The organism is Bradyrhizobium sp. 22 (genome assembly GCF_000482425.1).
Taxonomy (GTDB): Bacteria; Pseudomonadota; Alphaproteobacteria; order Rhizobiales; family Xanthobacteraceae; genus Bradyrhizobium; species Bradyrhizobium japonicum_B.
On the sequence record NZ_KI519400.1, the window covers coordinates 476,761 to 498,177 of the forward strand.

The 21,417-nt window shown below is 61.2% G+C and carries 17 protein-coding genes; 4 read left to right on the top strand and 13 right to left on the bottom strand.

Annotation, left to right across the window (positions count from 1 at the left end):
* Positions 1-183: 183 nt before the first annotated feature.
* The gene (locus K410_RS0127725; RefSeq protein WP_028137894.1) at positions 184-993 is read right to left on the bottom strand and encodes an enoyl-CoA hydratase/isomerase family protein; all 810 of its coding nucleotides are present in this window, start codon (positions 991-993) and stop codon (positions 184-186) included.
* A 32-nt stretch (positions 994-1,025) separates the two neighbouring features.
* Positions 1,026-1,889: a FadR/GntR family transcriptional regulator gene (locus K410_RS37365; protein ID WP_080672262.1), complete on the bottom strand. Its 864-nt coding sequence runs from the start codon at positions 1,887-1,889 to the stop codon at positions 1,026-1,028.
* 78 nt (positions 1,890-1,967) lie between these two features.
* Here K410_RS37365 and K410_RS0127735 point away from each other — a divergent pair, with 78 nt between their 5' ends.
* Complete coding sequence (locus K410_RS0127735; protein ID WP_028137895.1) at positions 1,968-3,107, top strand: acyl-CoA dehydrogenase family protein; 1,140 nt, start codon at positions 1,968-1,970, stop codon at positions 3,105-3,107.
* A gap of 189 nt (positions 3,108-3,296) precedes the next feature.
* On the opposite strand, the gene K410_RS37370 is transcribed toward K410_RS0127735, so the two are convergent.
* The 9 genes from K410_RS37370 to K410_RS0127775 all read right to left on the bottom strand — a co-directional run bounded on the left by K410_RS37370 (position 3,297) and on the right by K410_RS0127775 (position 13,907).
* A complete protein-coding gene (locus tag K410_RS37370; protein WP_196236076.1) occupies positions 3,297-5,399 on the bottom strand; it encodes a cyanobactin maturation protease PatG family protein in 2,103 nt (700 codons plus the stop codon).
* Positions 5,400-5,709: 310 nt separating this feature from the next.
* Complete coding sequence (locus K410_RS0127745) at positions 5,710-5,898, bottom strand: DUF5837 family cyanobactin class RiPP (RefSeq protein WP_028137896.1); 189 nt, start codon at positions 5,896-5,898, stop codon at positions 5,710-5,712.
* 121 nt (positions 5,899-6,019) lie between these two features.
* Positions 6,020-8,371 carry a TOMM precursor leader peptide-binding protein gene (locus tag K410_RS0127750; protein ID WP_049820445.1) on the bottom strand — a complete coding sequence of 784 codons (2,352 nt, stop codon included), beginning with the start codon at positions 8,369-8,371 and terminating at the stop codon, positions 6,020-6,022.
* Positions 8,372-8,429: 58 nt separating this feature from the next.
* Positions 8,430-8,624: a hypothetical protein gene (locus tag K410_RS0127755; RefSeq protein WP_028137898.1), complete on the bottom strand. Its 195-nt coding sequence runs from the start codon at positions 8,622-8,624 to the stop codon at positions 8,430-8,432.
* A gap of 110 nt (positions 8,625-8,734) precedes the next feature.
* A complete protein-coding gene (locus K410_RS38725) occupies positions 8,735-8,950 on the bottom strand; it encodes a cyanobactin biosynthesis system PatB/AcyB/McaB family protein (protein WP_080672264.1) in 216 nt (71 codons plus the stop codon).
* A gap of 18 nt (positions 8,951-8,968) precedes the next feature.
* Positions 8,969-11,074, bottom strand: a complete 2,106-nt coding sequence (locus tag K410_RS0127760) for a PatA/PatG family cyanobactin maturation protease (protein WP_080672265.1) — start codon at positions 11,072-11,074, stop codon at positions 8,969-8,971.
* A gap of 750 nt (positions 11,075-11,824) precedes the next feature.
* Positions 11,825-12,034, bottom strand: coding sequence for a hypothetical protein (locus K410_RS0127765; protein ID WP_155253721.1), 210 nt, complete (start codon positions 12,032-12,034; stop codon positions 11,825-11,827).
* A gap of 160 nt (positions 12,035-12,194) precedes the next feature.
* A complete protein-coding gene (locus K410_RS0127770) occupies positions 12,195-13,229 on the bottom strand; it encodes a peptidoglycan-binding domain-containing protein (RefSeq protein WP_028137901.1) in 1,035 nt (344 codons plus the stop codon).
* A 444-nt stretch (positions 13,230-13,673) separates the two neighbouring features.
* Positions 13,674-13,907, bottom strand: a complete 234-nt coding sequence (locus K410_RS0127775) for a hypothetical protein (RefSeq protein ID WP_028137902.1) — start codon at positions 13,905-13,907, stop codon at positions 13,674-13,676.
* A gap of 112 nt (positions 13,908-14,019) precedes the next feature.
* On the opposite strand from K410_RS0127775, the gene K410_RS0127780 reads away from it, so the two are divergent.
* From K410_RS0127780 to K410_RS0127790, 3 genes are read left to right on the top strand one after another with little or no spacing between them, the layout of a single operon-like run.
* Entirely contained in the window at positions 14,020-15,666 is a 1,647-nt protein-coding gene (locus tag K410_RS0127780; RefSeq protein ID WP_245269555.1) for a hypothetical protein, read from the top strand.
* A 15-nt stretch (positions 15,667-15,681) separates the two neighbouring features.
* Positions 15,682-16,827 (top strand): phosphatase PAP2 family protein, encoded by a 1,146-nt coding sequence (locus K410_RS0127785; RefSeq protein WP_028137904.1) that lies wholly within the window; start codon positions 15,682-15,684, stop codon positions 16,825-16,827.
* 2 nt (positions 16,828-16,829) lie between these two features.
* On the top strand, positions 16,830-19,040 hold the full coding sequence (locus K410_RS0127790; RefSeq protein ID WP_155253722.1) for a S8/S53 family peptidase: 2,211 nt from the start codon (positions 16,830-16,832) through the stop codon (positions 19,038-19,040).
* 92 nt (positions 19,041-19,132) lie between these two features.
* Here K410_RS0127790 and K410_RS0127795 read toward each other — a convergent pair whose 3' ends face one another.
* Positions 19,133-20,536 carry an amidase gene (locus K410_RS0127795; RefSeq protein WP_028137906.1) on the bottom strand — a complete coding sequence of 468 codons (1,404 nt, stop codon included), beginning with the start codon at positions 20,534-20,536 and terminating at the stop codon, positions 19,133-19,135.
* A gap of 87 nt (positions 20,537-20,623) precedes the next feature.
* A complete protein-coding gene (locus K410_RS0127800; protein ID WP_028137907.1) occupies positions 20,624-21,385 on the bottom strand; it encodes an SDR family NAD(P)-dependent oxidoreductase in 762 nt (253 codons plus the stop codon).
* Between the last annotated feature and the right edge of the window lie 32 nt (positions 21,386-21,417).

Here is a 21,417-nt window from a genome sequence, read left to right on the forward strand (position 1 = left end):
GGCGCCCAGAACCGCGACACCCTGCTGGGCCAGCTTATCCCAGATCTCGGTGATCGCGTCCGGCGACGCACCGTCCTTCAGACGATCGGCGCGCCAATGCGTTGCGAGAAGCCCGCGCAAGGATGCGCGAAGCATGCTCGCAACGTCGTCGCTTTCCATGCCGGAGGCCGCCATCGCGAGAGCCTAAGCCTGACCGAACCTCGGCTTGCGCTTCTCCTTGAAGGACATGGTGGCCTCCTTGTGATCTGCTGTCTCGAATGTGACCTGCTCGAGCGCCATTGACGCCTCCAGCAACATGTTCACGCGATCCTTCACGATCTGGTTGATCGACAGCTTGGTCCAGCGGATCGCCCAGGTCGGGCCGTTCGCCAGTTCAATGGCGATTTCCCGCGCCTTGCCCAGCACGTCGGCACGAGGAACCACGTGATTGACCAGGCCAATCCGTTCGGCCTCCCTGCCCTTGAGCAGCGTGCCGCGGATCAGGAACTCCTTGGCCTTGTTGATGCCGACCAACAGCGGCCAGATCACGGTGCCGCCGTCGCCGGCAACCAGCCCGACGCGGGAGACATGCGTGTCGCCGATGCGGGCATCCTCGGACATCACCGTGATATCGCACAGCAGCGCGTGGGTCGCAGCCAGCCCAATGGCATCGCCGTTGATCGCCGCGATGATGGGCTTGTCGAGCTCGAGTTGCCGGGTAACCCCGCGGCGGCTGATCATGGGATCATGGATCTCGCCCTCTTCCAGGACGTCCCCGCCGGGACGCTCCGACATCGCCTTGACGTCGCCGCCGACACTGAAGAAATCGCCGGCGCCGGTGAGCACTACGACGTTGACGGCGTGATCGTCGGCCAGATCGTCCCAGATCGTCCTGAGTTCGCGGATCAGTTTCTGATTGATGGCGTTACGCGCCTCCGGCCGGTTCAGCGTGACCGTCGCGACTTTGTCCGCGACCTCGACTTTCAGGCATTCGTATTTGGCATAGATCGACACGGTTTCCTCCGTTTTGGCTCATCGCTTCTCGTTCAGGGGCGCATGCCCGGCTGCATCTCGGCAAGCGCGACCTGCAGCGACATCGCACCGGGATCCTGTTCCAGCATGCGCTGCACTGACTCGAGGTGGGTACGCATCAGCCGTGACGCAGTCGCTGCATTTCGTGCCCGGAGCGCCGTCAGAAATTTTCGACGCGTCTCCACCAACCGCGCCATGGCGACACCGCTCGACACCACCTTGGCATAGACGAACCGCATGTGGATCTCGGTGACCGAATCGAGGATCATCGCGATCACCTTGTTCCCGGTCGCAACCGCAAGCAGCTTGTAGAACTCGCGCGAGCATTCGACGCGGTCGAGCAGACGACCCTCCTGCGTCGCAAGCTCCGTGCGCTCGATGTTGGCCTCGAGCGCGTCGAAATCGACCGGCTTGCCGTTGGCACAGGCCAGCCGAACCACGAGATCCAGCACGTCAATTCGCGCTTCGGACAGCTCGCGCACGGAGATCGTGCCCAGACTCAGCATGTCGCGCATGACGAGATTCATGCGGCCGGTATCGCCCTCGCGCACAAAAGCGCCGCCTTTCACGCCTTTTCGCAGCCGAAGCACTCCGGCCATCTCCAGGCTCCGCAGAGCTTCACGCAGGACGTTACGGCTCACGCCCAACTGCTGGGCCAGGTCGCGCTCCGGCGGCAGTTTGTCGCCCGGCCTGAGGACGCCCAACGCGAGCTGCTCCCTGATCCTCTCGCAGATTTCCTCGAATGCCCGACGCGTATGGATCGGCCGGAATTTCGGCGCCGTTGGCGCCCCAGCGGCGCGGCTATCCGCGGGGCGGTCGCGTCGGCCCGATGTTCCGGACTTTGAGGGAGTGGATGTCTGCGGTCTTGACTTCATCATCACGGCAATGATTATTAAATGGATCACCCATTAAATGGAAGCTCTTTCTTTGGAGCTTTCTCGCAAGGAAATGCCGCGATGAGTTTCACCGAAGAGCAGACCGCGTTCCGGGAGAGCATCCGCCGGATGGTGGCCAGACATGTGGCCCCGATCGCGGCGGAGATCGACGAGACTGATCGCTTCCCGACCGAACTGGTGAAACTGTTCGGCGAGATGGGATTGATGCAGCTCTGGGTACCCGAGCCGTACGGTGGCCCCAATGGCAACCTCACCATGATGTGCATCGCGCGGGAGGAGATATCGAAGGTCTCTCCCGCCTGCGCGTCCATTGCCGGACTCAACACCATGTTCATCATGCCGCTGCTCCATTTCGGCTCGGAGGAGCAGCGCCGCAAGTTCCTGCCGATCATCGCCAAGGGCGGCGTGGTTACGGCTATCGCGATCTCCGAGCCGCAGGCCGGCTCCGACGTCACCGCCCTCAACACGCGCGCGCAGAAGGATGGCGACAGTTACATCCTGAACGGCCGGAAGCAGTGGTGCAGCTATGGCGTGGAGGCAGAGTTCATCGTGTTGATGGCCCGGACCGGCGACGGGCCGGGCGCCGACGGCATCAGTGCCTTCATCATCGAGCCAAAGAAGATGCCGGGCGTGTCGTTCGGCCGACATGAGCGCAAGATGGGCTTTCGCGGCGCGCCCAATACGCCGATCTTCCTCGACAATGTGCGGGTGCCCGCCGAAAACCTCGTGGGGGAAGAGGGCAAGGGCTTTCGTGCCTCGATGCGCGCGCTCGATCTCAACCGCCCGACGATCGGCGCTCAGTCGGTCGGCCTGGCCCAAGGTGCGCTCGATGCCTGCATCGCCTACGCCAAGGAGCGGAAGCAGTTTAGAAAGTCGATCTCCGAATTCCAGGGCGTGCAGTTCATGCTCGCAGACATGGCGATCCAGATCGAGGCCGCGCGCGCGCTCGTCTATGAATGCGCACGGGCCGGCGATGAAGGCGACTGGAAGCGCCTGAATCTGCTCGCCAGCATGGCGAAATGCTTCGGCAGCGATGTGGCTATGAAGGTGACGACTGACGCCGTCCAGATCTTCGGCGGCTATGGCTACACCATGGACTACCCCGTCGAGCGAATGATGCGCGACGCGAAGCTGACTCAAATCTTCGAGGGAACCAACCAGATCCAGCGCGTGGTAATCGCCCGCGAGCTGTTGCGATAGATCTCAAGCAGATAGAAGTCGGAGGAAACGTCGTGGCGTTTCGAGTCTCGGAAGCACGCCAAAGCCGGCTACGAGATAGCTGATCCGATATTCTCCGGCAGTCAGCGGGGAAAACACGGTACCAACACTCTCCTCCTGACTATCGCCGATCCGAGAGTGCTCAACTGCTCATCAGCGGCAGCTGCAATGCTAGTGTCCGGAACCGCGCCTCTTGAACCAGCTCTTCACGTTACCGACCGTAACCGGCATCATCTCAGATACATCAATCGTGAACTGGAATATTTTTGCTGCCCTTCCCTCGTCGTCCGGATCGAAGAACGTCAAGGACAACTCCCAGCAGTCACTGTGCATTCGACATACTGGGCTCTTGGTCACAACGATGGTGTCGAGCACGCGCCCTTCATCGACTGCTGCAGCAAAAACCGATGCAGCCTGAAACACATTCGTTGCTGCGAAGTTCATCGCACGATCTCGGGACATCTGCCCCAGATTGTGCAACTCGAAGTACACGCGATTGAGGAAGTCGGTTACTGCATGATGGAGAAATGCGCGCGCCGGAGTAGCCTCTGCGCCGTGTATCCTGTCCACGGCGTCATCGACTAGCTCATTGATCTTCCAACCGTAAATGCCGCGCAAATCAGTGACGGCAACGATTGGAAGCTCCGCCTTTGATTGAAGCCTTATCATTTCGCCGGTGCGGCGGCCCGGAATGCTGATCCTCTCGATGAAATCGGATTGATCCGGTGTCAGGCTTTGACCGGCCAAGAGTTGCAGAAAGGTCTCGTATATTGTGTCGGCATAAGGGCCTTCGGGAACGAGCCCATAGACCGGCGAGCCGCCGATCACCAGAGTCCATATCAGACAGTCCCGCTCCGTCCGGCGCCGATCGAGATATTCGATGAGGTGTTGCACCTCGTGCGGAGTCGGCCGGTCCGGGCCGGCACGCCCCGCCTCCCGGCCCATATACTGCTCGAACTCCTGCCGGCCGATCTCGGATCCGAAGTCGTAGGCCAAGCTGCCGAGCGCATAGACCAGGCCCGAATGAGCGGTGCTTTGTTCGATGCCCCCAGTCGCGCCGACCGAAGCCGACGCCGAAGCGGCAGAGTCCGCTACGGTCGGTGGCGAAGCCGATGGACAGAGGGTGTCCTCGACGGACGATGATGCGGCACTCGCCATCACGCCCGTCTGGGGAACGAGTCCGACACCGGCGAGGAGACGATCGTCTCCGCCGCTCGCACCAATCCCGCCACGCGACGTGAACAGCGCCTCGAAAGCCGCGGGCAGATCCAGAACGCCTCGAAGACAACGTTCCGGCTCGTCGATGACGGCTGGGTCACATAAGCGCGCCGTATCGAGCAGCGCCGCGCGGATCGCCGCTGCATCAATCTGCTGCCCGGCCTGCAATTGCTTGCTCATCAACAAGGCGGCGATGCCGGTAACGATCGGCGCCGCCACGCTCGTCCCCATTTCGCGGATCGGCTCCTCCGTTCCCGGTTGCGCTCCGAGGATGTTTTCGCCCGGCGCCATGATGCCGTCTGCCGAATAATTGCCGCCCCAATTGCTGAACTTGAACGGTTTGCCGTCGTCCTTCAGAGCGCCCACTGCGAGCGTCCCCGGAAGTGCGGCAGGAAAGCAGCGGCAATCGCCCGCGTTATTGCCGGCCGGCGCCACGATCAGGATGTTGTCGTCGAGACATCGGCGGACCGCGCGCGCCAGCAGGTCGTGTGGCGCATCCGTTTGAGTCGGCACGCACGCGGCGCAATGAATCACGTCAGCTCCCCAATCATGGGCCAGATCGAACGCCCGGGCGAGATTGAGCGGCGATATGAACTCCCCCGCCTCGCCAACTTGGTTCATCGGCACGACGATCACCCGACAACCCGGCGCGATGCCCGGCGCCGGTGTGCCACGCCGACCTGCGATGACGCTGGTGATATGAGTGGCGTGACGGTCGCCCAGAATTCGAAGCAGGATGTCTGGCGAGAACTCGGTAAGAAGTCTTTCTTCCTTCTGCTCATCAGGAAGATCACTATTCGCGATCTCGCGGAACAAGGCGTGCTGCTCAGCCGTGATCGGGCTCGCCCGCTCATGCCAATACGGAAGCAGCATCGAGATCCGATCGCTGCGAAGACTAGACAATGTCAGGTCGGGGTAGCCGTCGAGAACGACGATGGTGACTCGAGGGTCGCCCAACGTCCGCTTTCGGAGCTCGCCGAGACCAGGAATGCGGCCATCCAAATCGTGGGGCATTGTGACGGCACCGGCATCGACAATCAGGTTGGACGCAGTCACGCCTCTCGCGGTGGAGGAACCGTCGACAAACCGCCCATGCAGGTCCGCAGCTCGCACAGATGGGGCGTTCAGAAGTCTCGAAGAATCCAGACTCATCGGGCTGCTCGCTCGTCTGAGATCATCCAAACGCTCCCTCCCGCTGCCGCTGCAATCGGCAAAATCGCGCACGGCCGATTGACGTTGTCAGAAGCTCGATCACTCGGTTTCCGGGATTGGGAGCGCTCGCCGCGCCGGCGACGAGCGCTCCCCTTCAAATTCGACAGATCACCAATGAACCGTCGTCTTTCAGTTGGTGACTGTCGTCCGGGTTCTATTCGGCGCTACCCGAATAGGCGCAGGTGATCGTAACCGAGCCGACGCCGGGAACACTGACGCTGACCGACGCGGTCACGCCGGCAAGGGTTTCCTCCGACAGCTCGGACAACAGGTCGGCCGAATTGCCGACGATGCTGCGAGAGACCGGCGCGATCTGCACGGGCTTCTTGTTCGTGATCTTCATAGGTTGTCTCCTTCGATAGACGCATGCTCGACCACTTTGAGCGGGTCGCGTACTCCTCCTCCTTGCGGAAGAAGCCAGGCTCGCCGTGAGCGTCCGGTGCTAGCGGAACCCGCGGCGTCAACTAAAACGGCATCGGCGTCGGGTTGAGCAGTGCTTCGGGGGTTGGTTCATTCAACCAGGCGAGCCTGACAGGCACATCGTAAAGACGCCCCGGCGCAAACCTTTTCCAGAAGAAGCGCATGCCCGGCACGACGACCTTGACGACGTTGAGCCCGATGTCGGGCCGCGTGAGGTCGAGAACCAGGACCTCGAGACCGATGCGCCGGCAAGCGGCAACGGCAATATCGACATCGTCGCGTATGTCGCCCGTCCAGGCTGATTTGAAATCAACGGACTTCGTAGCCGGTGCCAGCCGGTCAGGGACAAGGTAAGGCTTGTCCTCTATTCGCGCGCCGAGCAGCCACTCGGCGCCTTCTGCATCGATCAGCTCATCAGGAATCTTGTCCAACTCCAGGCCGACCTGACTCATCTCGGTCAGCGCTCTCGTCACGGCAACGGCTGGATCGAAATGGGCTCCGTAGCCGACAATCAGCCGTTCACTGCTGCCCGCGATCCTTCGGGAGACCGCGGCCACGACCGGGATCCCGAGATCAGCAGTGAGATCGAGGAGCCACATCTCCCGGCCGACGTCCCGATAGTACTGCTCGAGATTGCGGAAGTACGGATCATCGAAGCTCGCCAGATCGACGGCCGGACGCCGCAAGCGGTTGTACCACCAAAGCGCCACACAATCCCGCTCGACGACTTCCAGGAATCCCTGACAGATCGCTTCTTCCAGGTTGTTGCCGGCGGCGTTCCCGTTTGAATCCGCCCGACAGAACTCATGATCCCTTGGGAGCGGGTACCATTGGTAGCAAGCGGCCGTCGGCAGAAATTTCTGGTGTCCATGCGTGAGCGACCAAACCGGTGTCCAGTCGATCGGCCGGCCAGGGTCGAAGCGCATAGGAATCCAATTGTTGCCGACTGCCGAACTTGCATTCAACGTCTCGCGATCTGCGTACTGCGCCTCGCTGAATTGTAGACAGCATTCGGGACGGAGCGCGTTCTCGCCCATCTCAGCCAAAGTGGCGTTGATCCGCGGCTCGTCACCTTGATAGATGAACGAGTAGCGTTCGATCGCCTCGCAGAGACCGCTGGCGCGGGCTTGCTCGCTGGTCTTGCCTTTGCCGGAGCTGGTGTGTCGGAGGATCCGGCGCAGGCCGCGCAGAGACCCGACGGTGCCCCGGCTATGGCTCGATCTATAGGTGTGAACCAAATGGTTGGCGGGATCTGAGATCCTCGTCAATTCCGTGACGACCCCGGAGACAGGGCTGATCAGGTGCTGATAGCGGGCGACGGTCTGCTCTGGCGTCATGGAGCGGTGGCCGCTTTCCTCGACATACTGCTTCGGCGACGATTCCAACATGATCGGCCGAAACCCTCGACGGGCGATCAGGGCGTGATCGCCGCAACAGCTGCACTGGGGCCGATGCGGCAATGAATGCGTTTGGCAGCCGTGACTCAGATGATCCAGCGTGAGGATCTTACCCGCCAGGGTCTCCGCCCTGACATTGCCGTCCTCGGGCCCGAGCGTCCGCCCTGCCAGCCATTTCGCAATCTCCGTCGTCGTCCAATGCAGCGCCAGGTCGACAGTTGACGAAAGCGCAGGCCGTGACGTCGGCAGACAAATGGGAGCGTCGACCTGGGCTTTCCTCTGCCGGTGTATGGACTCCTTTACTTCGAGGTTGCCCCGCAAGCGGTGAGCCAGGCACTGCCAGCAGCCGGTTTCGCCCGGCACGAAGATGGGACCGAGCCAGATGACGCTGCCGACCGGCTTGACGAGCATCCAGGGCCGTCGGGTCTTCAATGCGATCCGGTTTATCTCCTCGATCTCCGGACGCAGGTAGTCGTCGGTCACGACGACCTGAAGGTCGGGCAGAGTTGCTGCCGCATCGCCGCTTCTCTGAACTGCCCGGATATCAGCAACGAGGCCCGCCTCCGATATCGACGTCAGCAATCGCGCGACGGAGACATCGCCGACGGCCACCAGCGAGATCCTGCTCTGCCGGAGCTGCATCACGACCCGGCCTGGATCGAAGCCAAGCTCGCTCCAGAATGCCGCGACGCCGGGAGCTGTTCCGTCGACGGCCTCGACGAGAAAGCCCAGCCTGCTCAGTCGTGCGATCACATGGTCTACAACGTCACTCGAGATTGTCTCAGACAAGAGCGAACGAATCTCGGCGATGGTGTATCGGCCATCGAGCAACGGCACGATGGCGCAATACAATTGCCCTGTCAGGACGTGAGATGCGTGCTCGCTGAGCAAATATACATGCATCGGCTCGACGAGCTCGACACTGAAGTTCGGCTTGATGCACAGCCGCACCGGGCTCGCGCAACAACTCGCCGTATAGTCGACAACCTCAGCCTGCATGTCTCTCATCCGATCCCTTCGTCATCGAGCCGGGCGATTGCCCCCGTCCGCCAAGCGCCTATGCCCAAATCCTTCCTCGCAGGTACGATTTGTCGGCATCTTCCGCTTCGGCCGTCGCTGCTTTCGCGTTCCTGTCCACTAACCCCGTCAGTCCTTGGAGGTAGCTGCGATAGCTCATGCCCATCGCTCTTGCCTCGTCCCAGGTGATCGACCCGCTGGGGCGCTTTTTTTCCGTTCGCGGCTTCTTCGTCATTGCCGACAGCTCCTCGTTCGCTGCGAAATAATCTTGCTGAACTCGTTCGGCCTCGCACGATGGTCGCCCGGCACTGCCGGCCGATCATCGCGTCCCGCGTCATGATGTTGTCAAAACCTCCCGTGGACGAATGCCGAACTTATGACCTGCTCAGGTGCAGCCCATTCAAACGGAGCCGGATCGTTATAATTCGCGCCGTGGATCAGCGAGATCGCCAGAGATATCAAATCCCCTGGCCTTCCATGCACCACATCGACACATGTCGATGGGTCCACGAAATGCGGACGCTTCACCGGCCTTGAAAGGATCGGATTGATGTTGACCATGCGTGTGTCCTCCCGAAATCAATTGGGTTGGGTCCACCACCGCACCTCGCCCATGGTGACGGGTATGAGGTCGCTCACATCGACCGTATAGCGGAATATCTTCTTGGCGCGTTTGTTGTTCTCCGGATCGAAGAACTTCAACTTCACATCCCAACAATCGCTGTCCATCCGACAGAACGGGCTCTTGTCGACCGCAATTTCATCGAGCTGCATTCCCTCTACGAGCGAGTTGCTGAACGTCGTGGCCGCCTGGAACGCGTCGGTGACGGCGAAGTTCAGCGCGCGGTCGCGGGATGTTTTTCCGAGATTCCTCAGGTCGTAGTAAACACGGTTGAGAAATGCTTCCAGCGACGAACGGATGCTCTCGGCCTGATCCGACTCCACCCCATCGCTGGCAAGCGCATTCAATGCGTTATCGATCAGTGCGTTGGTTTTCCAGCCATACATTCCGCGCGTATTGACCGGCTGGATCACCGGCACGACCTGCCCCGAGAACAGCTTGACCGTGCGCTTCGTCAGCACGCCTGGAATGGCCACGCGCTGAACGAAATCCGCGTCCGACTCCATCTTGATCTCGCCGGCGAGCATGGTGAGGAGCACTTCATAAACGTCGCGGGCAAATGCTCCGACCGGCTCGATGGCATACACCGGCGTCAGCTCGATGTTCAAAGTCCAGATGAGCGATTTGGCTTCCGCAAGATTGGTTTTCAGATAGTCGACCATCTGGCGGGCGTCGTAAGGATTTGCAGGAACCTGGTTGTAGTCCGGCATCAGCTGCTTGAAGCTGTCCCGTCTCGCCTCCGTCCCAAAATCATAGCCGAGCACGCCGAGTGCATAGACCAGACCGGCAGGTTCATCCATGTCCGGGATGGAGCTCGGCACCACGGAGCTGAGTGCCATGCCGGGAGCGGCGCGTGCTGCAGCAGGCCGGGGGCCGGCGCCCTCGTCCGGCATCCGGCTGCCACCGATCGCCATCGCAGCCAGCGACTGTATAGCGCCTTGCGACGACTCCAAACGCGGGTCCGCCGCATTCGGCCCCGCTACTTCGGCCTGTGCCACCGTGTTCGGCTCCTCGAGCTCGTTGCAAGCGCACTGAGGGCTGATCGCCGTATTCGCCGTCATCGTGGTTCTGGTCATTTGTCCTATACTCCGTTTCAAGAGTTCGAAAGCACCTGGTAAGTTCAACCTCCCCGCCAAGCATCGGTCAGACTCGTCCGAGCCCAAGCCGTCGCATGGCAACGCACTGTCGAGCAGCAGCTGGCGAATGAAATGCGGATCAGGTGGTTCGCCTCGATCGACCTGATGGCTCAACAACAGCGCGGCAGCAGAGGCCGCGATGGGCGCCGCAAAGCTGGTGCCGCTGCGACGCGTCACGCCGCCGCCCGGCTTGGCGCCAAGGATGTCCTGGCCTGGGGCCATCAAGCCTCTGGAGCGATACGCTCCGCTCCAGTTGCTGAAATTTATCGGTCGGCCCTGGCGATCCAGCGCGCCGACGGGCAACACCATCGGGAGCGCTGCCGGAACGTGCAGACACTCGCACCCGTCGTTGCCGGCCGCCGCCACCACAAGGACATTGCGATCGGCGCAGAGGCGCACTGCGTTCTCCAGCCAGGCGTCGGCCTCCCCAACGTCCGTCAGCTGACCGCCGCTGATATTGATGATGTGCGCACCATGATCGACAGCCAGCTCGATGGCACGGCCCAGATCGAGCTGCGATGCGCTCCGGCGATCTTCGAAGAAGACCGGAATAATGAGCCCACTGCAGCCCGACGCGAGCCCTTCGACTTCGCTGCCGGGTTGACCGAAAATGACGCTCGTAATGTGAGTCCCATGCGCGGCCATCGGGCCCAACGACTTTTGATCCGCAGGGAGCATGCTGGGCAGCAGAGCAAGATGAGCACCTCGGAAGCATGGATGTTCAAGATCGACACGGCCGTCCAGCACGGCGATACGAACGCCCGGCGAGCCTCTACCGGCATCGAATCTTTGCACATTGTTAGAACTGCCCTCAGGCGTCCACAGCACGCTGCGCGTCTTCACACCCGACGGTGACGAGCCTGCGGCGCCAGACCCGGACGGCCGCTCAACATGCCTGCCAGCAACTAAGGCAGATCGACTTGCCATCTCGTTCGCTTCCTTCGAATACGCACCTGAAATCTCAGTTCGACGTCGGCCGCTCCAGCTCTTCAAGCTGCGTTAGAGTTGCCGATCCCAGCGACGACGTCCGCCGGTGAACACGATCTCAGTTCGCAATAATATCTGTTGAACGATTTCTGTCGCGTGAGATAAGCGTGATTTTTCTTATCGCGGATACGACCCACCTTCCCGCGAACTTCGGACGCCGAATGCATGAAGTCGTTGATAGGTGCGCGGCCCGATCGCGGGTCGACGCCGACTCCGCAATCAATCAATGACTCGCTATAGGGGTGAGTGCGCGTCGTGATCGCAGCGTCCCGCCGCAGATCAAGATGAAATGCGCAACGCCCCGTTTTCGACCGAGCACTGCGGGCCGCTCGGCGAACCAGCGCTGACGTCATGAGGCTGAATGGGACTGTCGATCCAACGGCCGGTGCAGACAGCTCGTGGCGCCTTTGAAGCATCAAGGAGCTCACTTAGTTCGAATGCTGGCCAAAGCCGCCAAGTCGCAATGAGCTCAAGACAAATGGCGTCGCGCCTTAGCTTTCATATTTGCATGATCATTTCGAACAGCCCGCTGCGCACTTGGCACTATCGCTGCCCTTCGCGTGGGGGTCGTAACCTTGACGCTCGATCTCTGGCCCAAGGCGTGTACCGTGTCGGCAGAAGAGCGCGCACAGACCGATGTAGCCCGGCGCGCCGCATTTCGGAAGGATCTCGATCCTGTCGACGCTCAGGTCAAAAGATCTGACCGACCAGATCGTCGATCACACTGCCAAGATGGCTTCCAAGATCACTGAAGAAGCCTTGTTGATGGATCGACCCATCCAACTGCGCCTCGACGTCAGCCGTGCCCGAACCTGCGGGATCGTGCCCGATCTCTCGCGACGACAAGCTTTTGTTGAGAATGCTGCGACCGATCGGTGCCGATTGAACTGGAAACATCACTTGGTCCTCCTGATGGGATTGATGGAGCCATGATAGCCACGGCGCCTGCTTTGTCACGTGAGTTAAGCGTGAACTGAACTTTGAATGCCTGCACCGCGTTGAGATTGCCGCCTTCTGTGCTTGAGATGGACAGCTGCGCGACGATTGGTTTTTCCGGCGGTTAAAGTCTTTGCAGCGCCGGCGCCGCTACGATCGATAGCGCGGTCAGGATCTCCTGGAGAGAAGCAAGGACGCCCGCCACCTCCGCTGCCGGCACCAGGACTTCGCTCAGCGCAATCAACAGCGCCGCGACGCCGGCCGCGATCCGGACACGGTTGAAGTACCTGACATAGTCGCCCTTCACACATAGAATGTAGAAGATCAGGCCTGGAGCCTGCCGGCGCAGGCTGAGGATCAGATCGAGCTTTTCGCCTTCAGGCGTGAGGAAGCGCCCCAGCACGACATCGGTCGGCACATACTTCTCACCGGGCTTGTAAGGCAGACCACGCGCCGCATAGGCTGGAATGATGCTATTCAGCTTGATCCACGCCTCGCCCGCACTCCAGACGCTGGCCGGTTTGATCTCGTACCATTCCTTGAAGGCGCGGTGCGAGATGATGTCCGGACGCCGCATGCTGGCCAGTTCGTCAATGCGCGCTGGCGGAACTGTCGGATTTCTCGGCTTAAGGAACGCCGTGTAGTTCAGCGGGCCCGCCTCGTCCAAAAAATCGTCGGCGGTGCAGGGCCCCGTCCTCTCGCAGAAATTCTCGAAAACGAACGGCTCGATGAATCGACCGAGCGCCTGCGCGATGAAGCGATCAAACAGAAATGAGGCGCGAAAACAGGCCCTGTCGCCAAATTCCCATTGGTCCAGCACTTTCTGACCGATCGACATATCCCCTAACGTGTTCTCGACGAAGCCCGCGTGGACAGGATCGAGCACGAGGGTCTTTGTGTCCAGCGTCGCGACGTCGATCAGTCCCGCTCCATCCCCACCTTCGAGCCATGTGATCTCGCGGTCCAGACGTTTGATCGTCCCAACCCCGACCACGGGGTCGTTCGGAAACAGACCGCGGTCGGTCTTGAAAGCGACTACGGCATTTCCCGTTTCCTGACCGAAAGCTCCATCGACGCCGGCAGCTTGCAAGGGGAATCCGATGGCGAGAAGCGCTTGCTGAACCAGCGCCACGCTATCGGACACCTCGGGCGCCAGCATGCGACGCCCGCCGGACGCGATCAACTCGAGGTCTGCGTGTCCAGAAAACAACTGAGATACTAACATGCCTGTTCTCCCTGGCTCTGAGCGTGAAGCGTAAAGGCCCTGTGACACAGATTTGCCGGATATCGCGTTCTGAGGTCGGGAGCCGAACGGCCCGAGACAGCGATTCCGTTGATCGTGCCAGCGGACGTGAACAGCGCGCTCTCACCTTTATTGGCCGAGCGATGTCGATACGAAGAATATCGGCGGCTTGCTTTTTGTCGCGTGAGATAAACGTGAGTGCGTCCCTCGGGCGCAGCCGACGCGCTCAACTCGCTGCGTCGCTCCTTCGCGCTCGACGGCAGTAAATGGCGGAAACTGAGCACCCACCCGGCTCAGCCATCATGCCGGATCCGGTTGTAGAGCAGCTCGAGCACCCCCGTTAGTTCACTCGGCGTCCGGCTAGAGATCATGCTCGCTAATGCGGTCAACCAACTGGATCAGCCAGAAGATTGTCTGCCGCTCGTCCGGGGAAAGGTCGGCCCGATCCAGCATCTGGGTGGCCGTTTGCCGAAAATCGGCCCAGCGGGAGTAGAACTCCACCACGTCACGAGGAGCCTCCAGGCCGGATCGCCGACCTTTTTCGTCCTCACCCTCGCCGCCCGATTTGGCCATACAGAACAGTAATGCGAACATCCAAAGCTGGCGGCGTGAAAAATGTGTGAGGACACTTGGATATGCGCTTGATACAGTGTTAGGTTGTATTCATTGCGGAATGACAAGTTGTCTCACCTATGGGATTTCTGTGGTGGAGATCAAGCGCATTGAAATCAATCTGTTTGGAGCCTGCGTGGTCCGGTCCACACAGGCGGATGGATTTGAGATAACCGGAGCCAAGCACAAGGCGCTTTTTGCCCTCCTGGCGACCGCACCATTTGGGCGTCGGACCAGGCCGTTCCTTCAGGACACACTATGGGGCACGGCTTGCTATGATACGGGCAGACAGAGCCTGAGACGGGCCTTATCCGATATCAGACAGATCATGGGAGACTGCTTCACAGACGTTCTGAGCAGCACGAATTCCGACCTCACGCTCGACCTCGCCCGCGTCTCATTCATCGGGCGGCCGGGATCTGGGGAGCTGCTCGAAGGGATCAACCTCAAGGAGGACGGCTTCAACAGCTGGCTTGGCGCGATGCGCCAAAATCCTCAGCAGATCTATTCGCTGTACGGTTGCTCTACGCAGTCGCTCACCGCGCCGATGCTGCCATTCGTCGCAGTGCTGCCGTTCCGGACGATCGGTGGAACACCGGAGCATGCCGTTCTCGGCGACTGGCTGGCCGAGGAAGTGAGTCGCTCGCTTTCACGATCGAACCTGACCTCCGTGATCTCCCATTGGTCCAGCAGGGCGCTCGATCACCGAGCCGTGGACATCGCAACAGTTCGCGCGCAGCTTGCTGTCGACTATTGCTTGGTCGGCACCCTTCGCGTTGCCTCACGCGAGATCATACTCGACGCGGATTTGGTTGACACGATATCGGGCCGCATCCTGTGGACCCGGCAATTCGCGGGACCGATCGGCCGCTTCATGGATAGGTGCGCGGAAGGCGTAGCGGAGATCGTGCGCGCCATTGGCGCCACGGTGGCAGACGATGCGATCTCGCATGTGTCTGATCGTCGACTCTCCGACGTGGAAGATCATCGGCTCCTGGTGGCCGGAGTGGGGCTCATGCATCGCCCGGCACTTCGCGATTTCGCAAGGTCGCGCGAACTTATCGAGGAGACGTTGAAGCGCGCTCCCAATGCCGCTGAAGCCCACGCCTGGTTCGGGAAGTGGCACGCATTGAGTGTCTTCAATGGCTGGAGCACCGATCCGGCCAAGGATACGCGGATCGCCCTCGACAGCACCGCGCGCGCTCTCGACATCAATCCGGACAACGCATTTTGCCTCACGATCGATGGTTTCGCACACAACAATCTGCTGCGTCGTATGGATATCGCCAGTGCACGCTACGACGAAGCGCTGCGCCGCAACCCGAATGAGGCGCTGGCTTGGCTCCTGAAGGGCGCGCTGAACGCATTCCAAGACCATGGACCTACGGCGGTCACGGCAGCCGAAAGGGCGCGGCGCCTGTCTCCGATCGATCCCTTTCGATACTACTACGAATCGCTCAGCGCGACAGCGCTTCTGTCCGCCGGACGATACGCCGAAGCGCTGGATTTCGCCGAGCGCTCGCTGCAGAGACATCATCGCCACATTTCCACTTTGCGCACGAAAATCGTGGCTTTGCACAATCTGGGTCGAAACGAGGACGCCAAGCGGGCGGCCTCGGACCTCTTGACTCGTCAACCACACTTCACGGTCTCCGCTTATCGCCGGGATCATCCGGCTGCGGACTACAACTTCGGCAAGCGGGCGGCCGAAGCGCTGAGCGCTGCCGGGATCCCTTCTTGAACAAAGGAGCGTCTGATGTCGATTGTAGGCGGAACGGGCGGCACCGGTGGGACCGGGGGGACGGGAGGCACGGGAGGTACAGGCGGAACTGGGGGCGGGAACCTCAATTTTACCGGGCTTGGCTCTTTCCTCGGCGCCGGCGCCGACCCCGTCTACGATCCGATCCTGGTGCAAGGTCTGCAGATCGCCGAGCAGGCAATCACCCACGTCGCCAGCCGCGATACGGCGGAGGACATCGAGGAACTCGCCTTCTCGTCCGCCGGCAACATGGCCTTGTGGGCCGACTGGGTGAGAGCCTCGCTTTACATCACCGAATTCTTGAAGGAACTCGATTGGTGCGTGGACGACAGGACCGTGACCCTCAGCTATGGCCCCCGTCGACATCACGGTGACAGCGGTGACCATGATCGCGGCGAGCGGAGCTTCTACGCCGTGCGGCGTCCGGACAGCGGTTGTTTCAAGGAGCAGTTGAAATTCATGAGGTCCTACCTGGACCAGCGGCCCGACCGAACGCCTGAGATTATCACCCAGCTCGGCTTTCCCACGCCGTATTTTGCGATGTTGCTCGGCCTTCAAGTCGGCGCCAACACTCATACGTTCGAGCTGATCACGATCACTCAGGTGCTTGCCGCCCACGTTGCGATGGTTGTGAAGCACCATCTGGCCTGTCGGCGCCCCGATCGCGCCGGCGCGCAGGTCATGCCGATGATCCCGACCCCGGCTCACGGCACCTTCCCGAGCGCACACGCCACCGAAGCGTTCGCAGTCGCGACCGTCCTCAACAGATTTGTCGAACGCCAGCAACAGCACTACCCGGACGTCAAGGCGCGCCAAGCGCTAATCACCAAGCTGGCGGAGCGCATCGCCGTCAATCGGACCGTGGCCGGGGTACATTTTCCGATCGATACTTGGGCAGGAGCAATCCTGGGCCGCGCCATCGGTCAGATCGTGCTGGCCAAATGTCGCGCCGGCACCACCGTGACTGGTTATAGGTATTCCGCCAAAGGCGACCTCGACTTCTTCGTCAAGGAGTTCGCGAAGGGCGACAACCGGGGCTTCGGCGTGACCGAGACCGGATCTATCGATGTTGGATCGTCCGAGCTTTTCGAATGGCTTTGGAACAAGGCATCCGGTGAGTTTGACCTCATCCAGGAGGCATGATCATGACAGACGATGGCGCGAGCGATGATCTTGCTGATGGCTCAGACGGCGTGCCAGTCTACCTCAGCCCCTACGAGTTCTGGAACTTCGGAATTGGCCAAGGCTATTCCTTTCCGGCCATCCGCGACCACGCGAAATACATCACCGCTCTAGCCGAATTCCCGAAAGCGGCGAATATCAACGCCATCTCCAATCTTCGGGGGGACCGTCGAATCGCATGGTTTCCGACGCTGTGGAATGCCGCAAAGCTGTCCTTCGTTCCCTTCGTCGTCGAGAACCCGCTCGACGACGTCAAGGGGCCGAAAGCGCTTCGCAACCTTATCAGCAGAGGCCTGATGCAATTGAACACGGAATTCGCCATCGATGCGAATTTTGCCACGATAGAGGAGGCTCGGACACGCGTTGCATTTCCGGTGCCTGAGCGAGCGATGCATCCTGGTCAAGGGCGCTATCCGGAGCGGCCGGACTGGCGCCCCGACGACGGGCTCCGCGGACGGATATCAGGGCAAAAGCGAATCACCATCATCGCGGTCATCGACGATGGCCTGCCCTTCGCGCACCGTAATTTTCGAGACCTTGGCGGGACGCGAACACGCGTTGAGTTCTGTTGGCTGCAATCAGCCATCGCCAATCCGCAGCAGGACAGCGTTCTGTTCGGGCGGGAATACATGCGGAGCCAGATCGAGGATTACATCGCGCAATACGGAGACGACGAAGACACGCTGTACCGCAAGGCCGGAGCAGCCGTCGACACGGAGGCCCTAGGCAGCCTGATCGACCGGCGCGCTACCCACGGTGCTCACGTCATGGATCTTGCCGCTGGATGCGCCTCTGAACGCGGTGACGACCCAAGCGAAGAAATTCGCATTATCGGCGTGCAGTTACCAAACACCGTCGCCTGGGATACGTCAGGCTTCGGCAAGGACATGTACATGTTGTCGGCATTTCACTACATCTTCGACCGTGCCGACGTCATCGCCAGAGGATACGGCATCGACAAGCCGCGCCTGGTCATCAACTTCAGCTATGGTTTTTCCGGAGGGCGTCACGACGGCGGGACGGAGCTCGAGGCAGCGATCGATGAGATGGTTGCGCTCCGCCGCCACTCGACAGGCCCGACGGCTCTCGTGGTGCCGAGCGGAAATAGCTTTCTCGATCGCTTGCACGCGGTCGTCAGCGAAGCGGATTTCGATCGCGGACAAGCCAGGCTGAATTGGCGCATCCAACCAAACGATCGGACACCCAGCTATCTCGAGCTCTGGTTTGCGAGGAACTTGGAGCCATCCGGCTACACGATCAAATTGATCGATCCTCTCGATCGCTCACGCGTCTCCTTGCCTGTTCAATTCGATCAGATGAAGACGGGCGGCGATCCAAGATCACACAAACCCCTCTTGAACGCCGAAGGCCGGCCAGTAGGTCTGATCAGTGCTGATTTGCACAGGGGGCAACGATGGCGGGTCTTGGTCATCCTGGCGCCAACGGAACCGGAAATGGCTTCACTTCCGGCCATCGAATCCGGCCAATGGACCGTCGTGATCAACCGAGACGAGAACACTGCACCGCTTGAGCAGCCGATCCAATGCTGGATCCAACGTGCCGCGGACCCCGAAGGTCTGCGCTCGGGGAGTCGGCAGAGCTATTTCGATCAACCTGCGAATACTCGCTACACCCCTGAGGGAGATCTCAGTGAAACGGATGCGGCGGGATCGATCGTTCGTCGCTTCGGCAGCCTCAACGGATTGGCCACCGGTCGCACCTCGCTGATCGTGGGCGGTTATAGACTTGGCGCTGGGCTCGGCTCTTCCCTCAAAGGCGTCCGTCCAGCAGCCTACAGCTCTGCAGGGGCGCTCGAAAGTGGATGGCCGGAGGCCAGGGTCGCGTGCTCATCCATGTCTGACCGATCACGAGTCCTGACCGGAACGATCGCAGCGGGGGTTCGGAGCGGCGCACGGTCCCGATTGGACGGCACCAGTACAGCTGCCCCATTCGTGGCCCGGCAACTGACAGCAGCCTTCGTCACGGCCGGAGATGAGTGCGTAGAGAAAGCCGCCCTTGAGAACTACCGGTCGTTACTTTGTGGGTATTGGGAGGATCACGGCGCGGACGACAATGACAGCGCAGTTCTGAGGAAGGCGCGACTTGGTTTCGTGCGCGTACCTCCGCACTGGCAACCTGGCTTCGACGATTCGAGCGACGACCGAATCGGCTGACTTGATTTCACCTGGCAGAATTGGTCATTTTGGCTCGCCAATGTGGTCATGATGCGAAAAGCGGTGGTTCGGCCCCCGACCGGGCCAGAAAGTCAATCGATCGGGGCACGACGAGTGTGCCAGTCCGTCACCGACTGGAACGCATGCCCGGTGCGGGCGAGCACATCCTCCGACAGATGCGGGCCGACGAGCTGCATGCTGAGCGGCAGGCTATCCGACGCCATGCCATTCGGCAGCGTGATGGTCGGACTGCCCGAGAAGTCGAACACCGCGGTGAAGCGCAAGATGCTGAGCAGCACGTTCGGATCCGCGCCGTACTCGCCCATCTTGGTCAGCGTCGGAATCGGCACGGGCATGGTGGGGATCAGGAGCAGGTCGATATCGGCAAACAGGGCCGCCAAGCTGCCGCAGAACTTCAGCCTCTCGTGATGGATCTGCGCGATCTCGACGCCGCTCATCGATCTGCCCTGCTCGATCAATTGCGCTAGATCGGGGCCGTATTCCGACTTCCGGGACGGATAGGTTTCGAGATGCGCCTCTGCGGTCTCGATCGAGCACATCGGAATCCACATGCTTACCAGCTTCTCGTAGGCCGGGAACCTGACCTCGCGGATATCGGCCCCAAGCGCAGCGAGCGTCCGCTCGGCTTCCAGCAACGCGGCGGCCACTTGCGGATCGATTCCGTTCTGGGTGTAGCTGCGGTCTACGCCGATCCGCAGGCCTCGGACCCCGCCACCGATACCTGCGAGATAGTCCGGCACCGGCGCCTGCAGGGCCGTCGGATCGTTGACATCGGCGCCCGCGATGACGCCGAGCATGGCGGCTGCATCGGCTGCGCTCCGGCACATCGGCCCGACATGATCGAGCGAATCCGCCAGGGGGAAGACTCCATAGCGGCTAACGCGTCCCCAGGTCGGCTTGATCCCGGTCAACCCGCATGTTGCCGACGGAAACCGGATTGAGCCGCCGGTGTCGCTACCGATCGAGCCGAAGCAGAGCCCCGCCGACGTCGCCACACCCGATCCGCTCGAGGACGAGCCGACCCAGTAATCGACACCCCAGGGATTGAGCGGCGCTTGGTCGTTCGGATGGTGGCTGGTGTAGGCGCCCTCGGTCATTTTTAGCTTGCCAAGCGTGACGGCGCCGGCCTGTTCGAGCCGGTCCACGATCGTCGCGTTGAAGGACGGGACGAATTTGGCGTGGATCATGGTGCCACCAGCCGTCGGCGCAAAGGTCGTGTAGCAGAGGTCCTTCAGTCCGATCGGCACGCCATGCAACGGCCCGCGCCAGATGCCCTTGGCGAGCTCGGCGTCACAGCGCTTCGCCTGTGCGATGGCGCGCTCGGCAAGGACGAGCGCATAGCCGTGGAATTTGCCGTCGAGCCTGGCGATCCGGCTCAGCATGGCCTCGGTCACTTTCGAGGGTAGAAGCTCGCCGCGGCGGAACAGCTCGGAGAGCTCGGTGATCGACTTGTAGTGGATTGGATCTGCTGACATCTGACAGCCTTGTTATTGTCGGAAAATGGCCCTGCCCGCCGGCGCCGCTGACGGCCCGGTTTCGTCGCTGCACGGCTCGGAATGCGCCTAAAACTGCACCCCGCGCGTGAGCGCACCGTCGACCACGAGGTTGGTCCCGGTGATAAAGCTCGCAGCCTTGCTGGCAAGAAAGACCGCGCCGTTTGCCATTTCCTGCGGCGTGCCCATGCGGCCGGTCGGATTGAGCGCCAGCGCAGTCTTGTACAGCTCGGGATTGCCGTCCTTGATCTGATTCCAGACACCGCCCTCGAAATAGGTGTTGCCCGGCGACACCGAGTTGGCGCGGATGCCCTTGCCGGCGAGCTGGAAGGCGAGCCCCTGCGTGTAGTGGATGATCGCGGCCTTGAATGTGCCGTAGGGACCGCTGGCGAAATCGACCTCGCGGCCCGACACGCTGGAGATGGTGACGATCGCGGCGGCCTTGCTCTTCTCCAGATATGGCATCGCCGCATTGATCAGCCGCACCGTGCCCATCATGTCGGTGGAGAACTCCTTCTCCCAGCTCTCCTCGTCCTGCCCGATCGATAACGCGCTGACATTGGCGACGACGATGTCGATGCCGCCGAGCTTGGAGGCCATATCCTCTACCCAGGCCTTGAGCGCCGGACCATTGGAAACGTCGACCGAGCTGCCGAACGCGGCGACGCCCTTCGCCTTGATCGCAGTGACCGCGCTGTCGACGTCCGCCTGGTTGCGCGCGCAAATGCCGACATTGGCCCCTTCTGCCGCGAAGGTGTCGGCGATCGCCCTGCCGATCCCCTTGGTGCTGCCTGTGACGAGAACCTTTGCGCCCTTGAGTCCGAGATCCATGTTCTTCCCTCCCTATTGACGACTTGAAAGCA

Bases quoted from the DNA above. Each gene is read 5' to 3' on its own strand.
- K410_RS37365 (WP_080672262.1), bottom strand. From the start codon at position 1,889: ATGATGAAGTCAAGACCGCAGACATCCACTCCCTCAAAGTCCGGAACA.
- K410_RS0127735 (WP_028137895.1), top strand. From the start codon at position 1,968: ATGAGTTTCACCGAAGAGCAGACCGCGTTCCGGGAGAGCATCCGCCGG.
- K410_RS0127745 (WP_028137896.1), bottom strand. From the start codon at position 5,898: ATGAAGATCACGAACAAGAAGCCCGTGCAGATCGCGCCGGTCTCTCGC.
- K410_RS0127750 (WP_049820445.1), bottom strand. From the start codon at position 8,371: ATGCAGGCTGAGGTTGTCGACTATACGGCGAGTTGTTGCGCGAGCCCG.
- K410_RS0127755 (WP_028137898.1), bottom strand. From the start codon at position 8,624: ATGACGAAGAAGCCGCGAACGGAAAAAAAGCGCCCCAGCGGGTCGATC.
- K410_RS38725 (WP_080672264.1), bottom strand. From the start codon at position 8,950: ATGGTCAACATCAATCCGATCCTTTCAAGGCCGGTGAAGCGTCCGCAT.
- K410_RS0127760 (WP_080672265.1), bottom strand. From the start codon at position 11,074: ATGGCAAGTCGATCTGCCTTAGTTGCTGGCAGGCATGTTGAGCGGCCG.
- K410_RS0127770 (WP_028137901.1), bottom strand. From the start codon at position 13,229: ATGCTGGCGCCCGAGGTGTCCGATAGCGTGGCGCTGGTTCAGCAAGCG.
- K410_RS0127775 (WP_028137902.1), bottom strand. From the start codon at position 13,907: ATGTTCGCATTACTGTTCTGTATGGCCAAATCGGGCGGCGAGGGTGAG.
- K410_RS0127785 (WP_028137904.1), top strand. From the start codon at position 15,682: ATGTCGATTGTAGGCGGAACGGGCGGCACCGGTGGGACCGGGGGGACG.
- K410_RS0127790 (WP_155253722.1), top strand. From the start codon at position 16,830: ATGACAGACGATGGCGCGAGCGATGATCTTGCTGATGGCTCAGACGGC.
- K410_RS0127795 (WP_028137906.1), bottom strand. From the start codon at position 20,536: ATGTCAGCAGATCCAATCCACTACAAGTCGATCACCGAGCTCTCCGAG.
- K410_RS0127800 (WP_028137907.1), bottom strand. From the start codon at position 21,385: ATGGATCTCGGACTCAAGGGCGCAAAGGTTCTCGTCACAGGCAGCACC.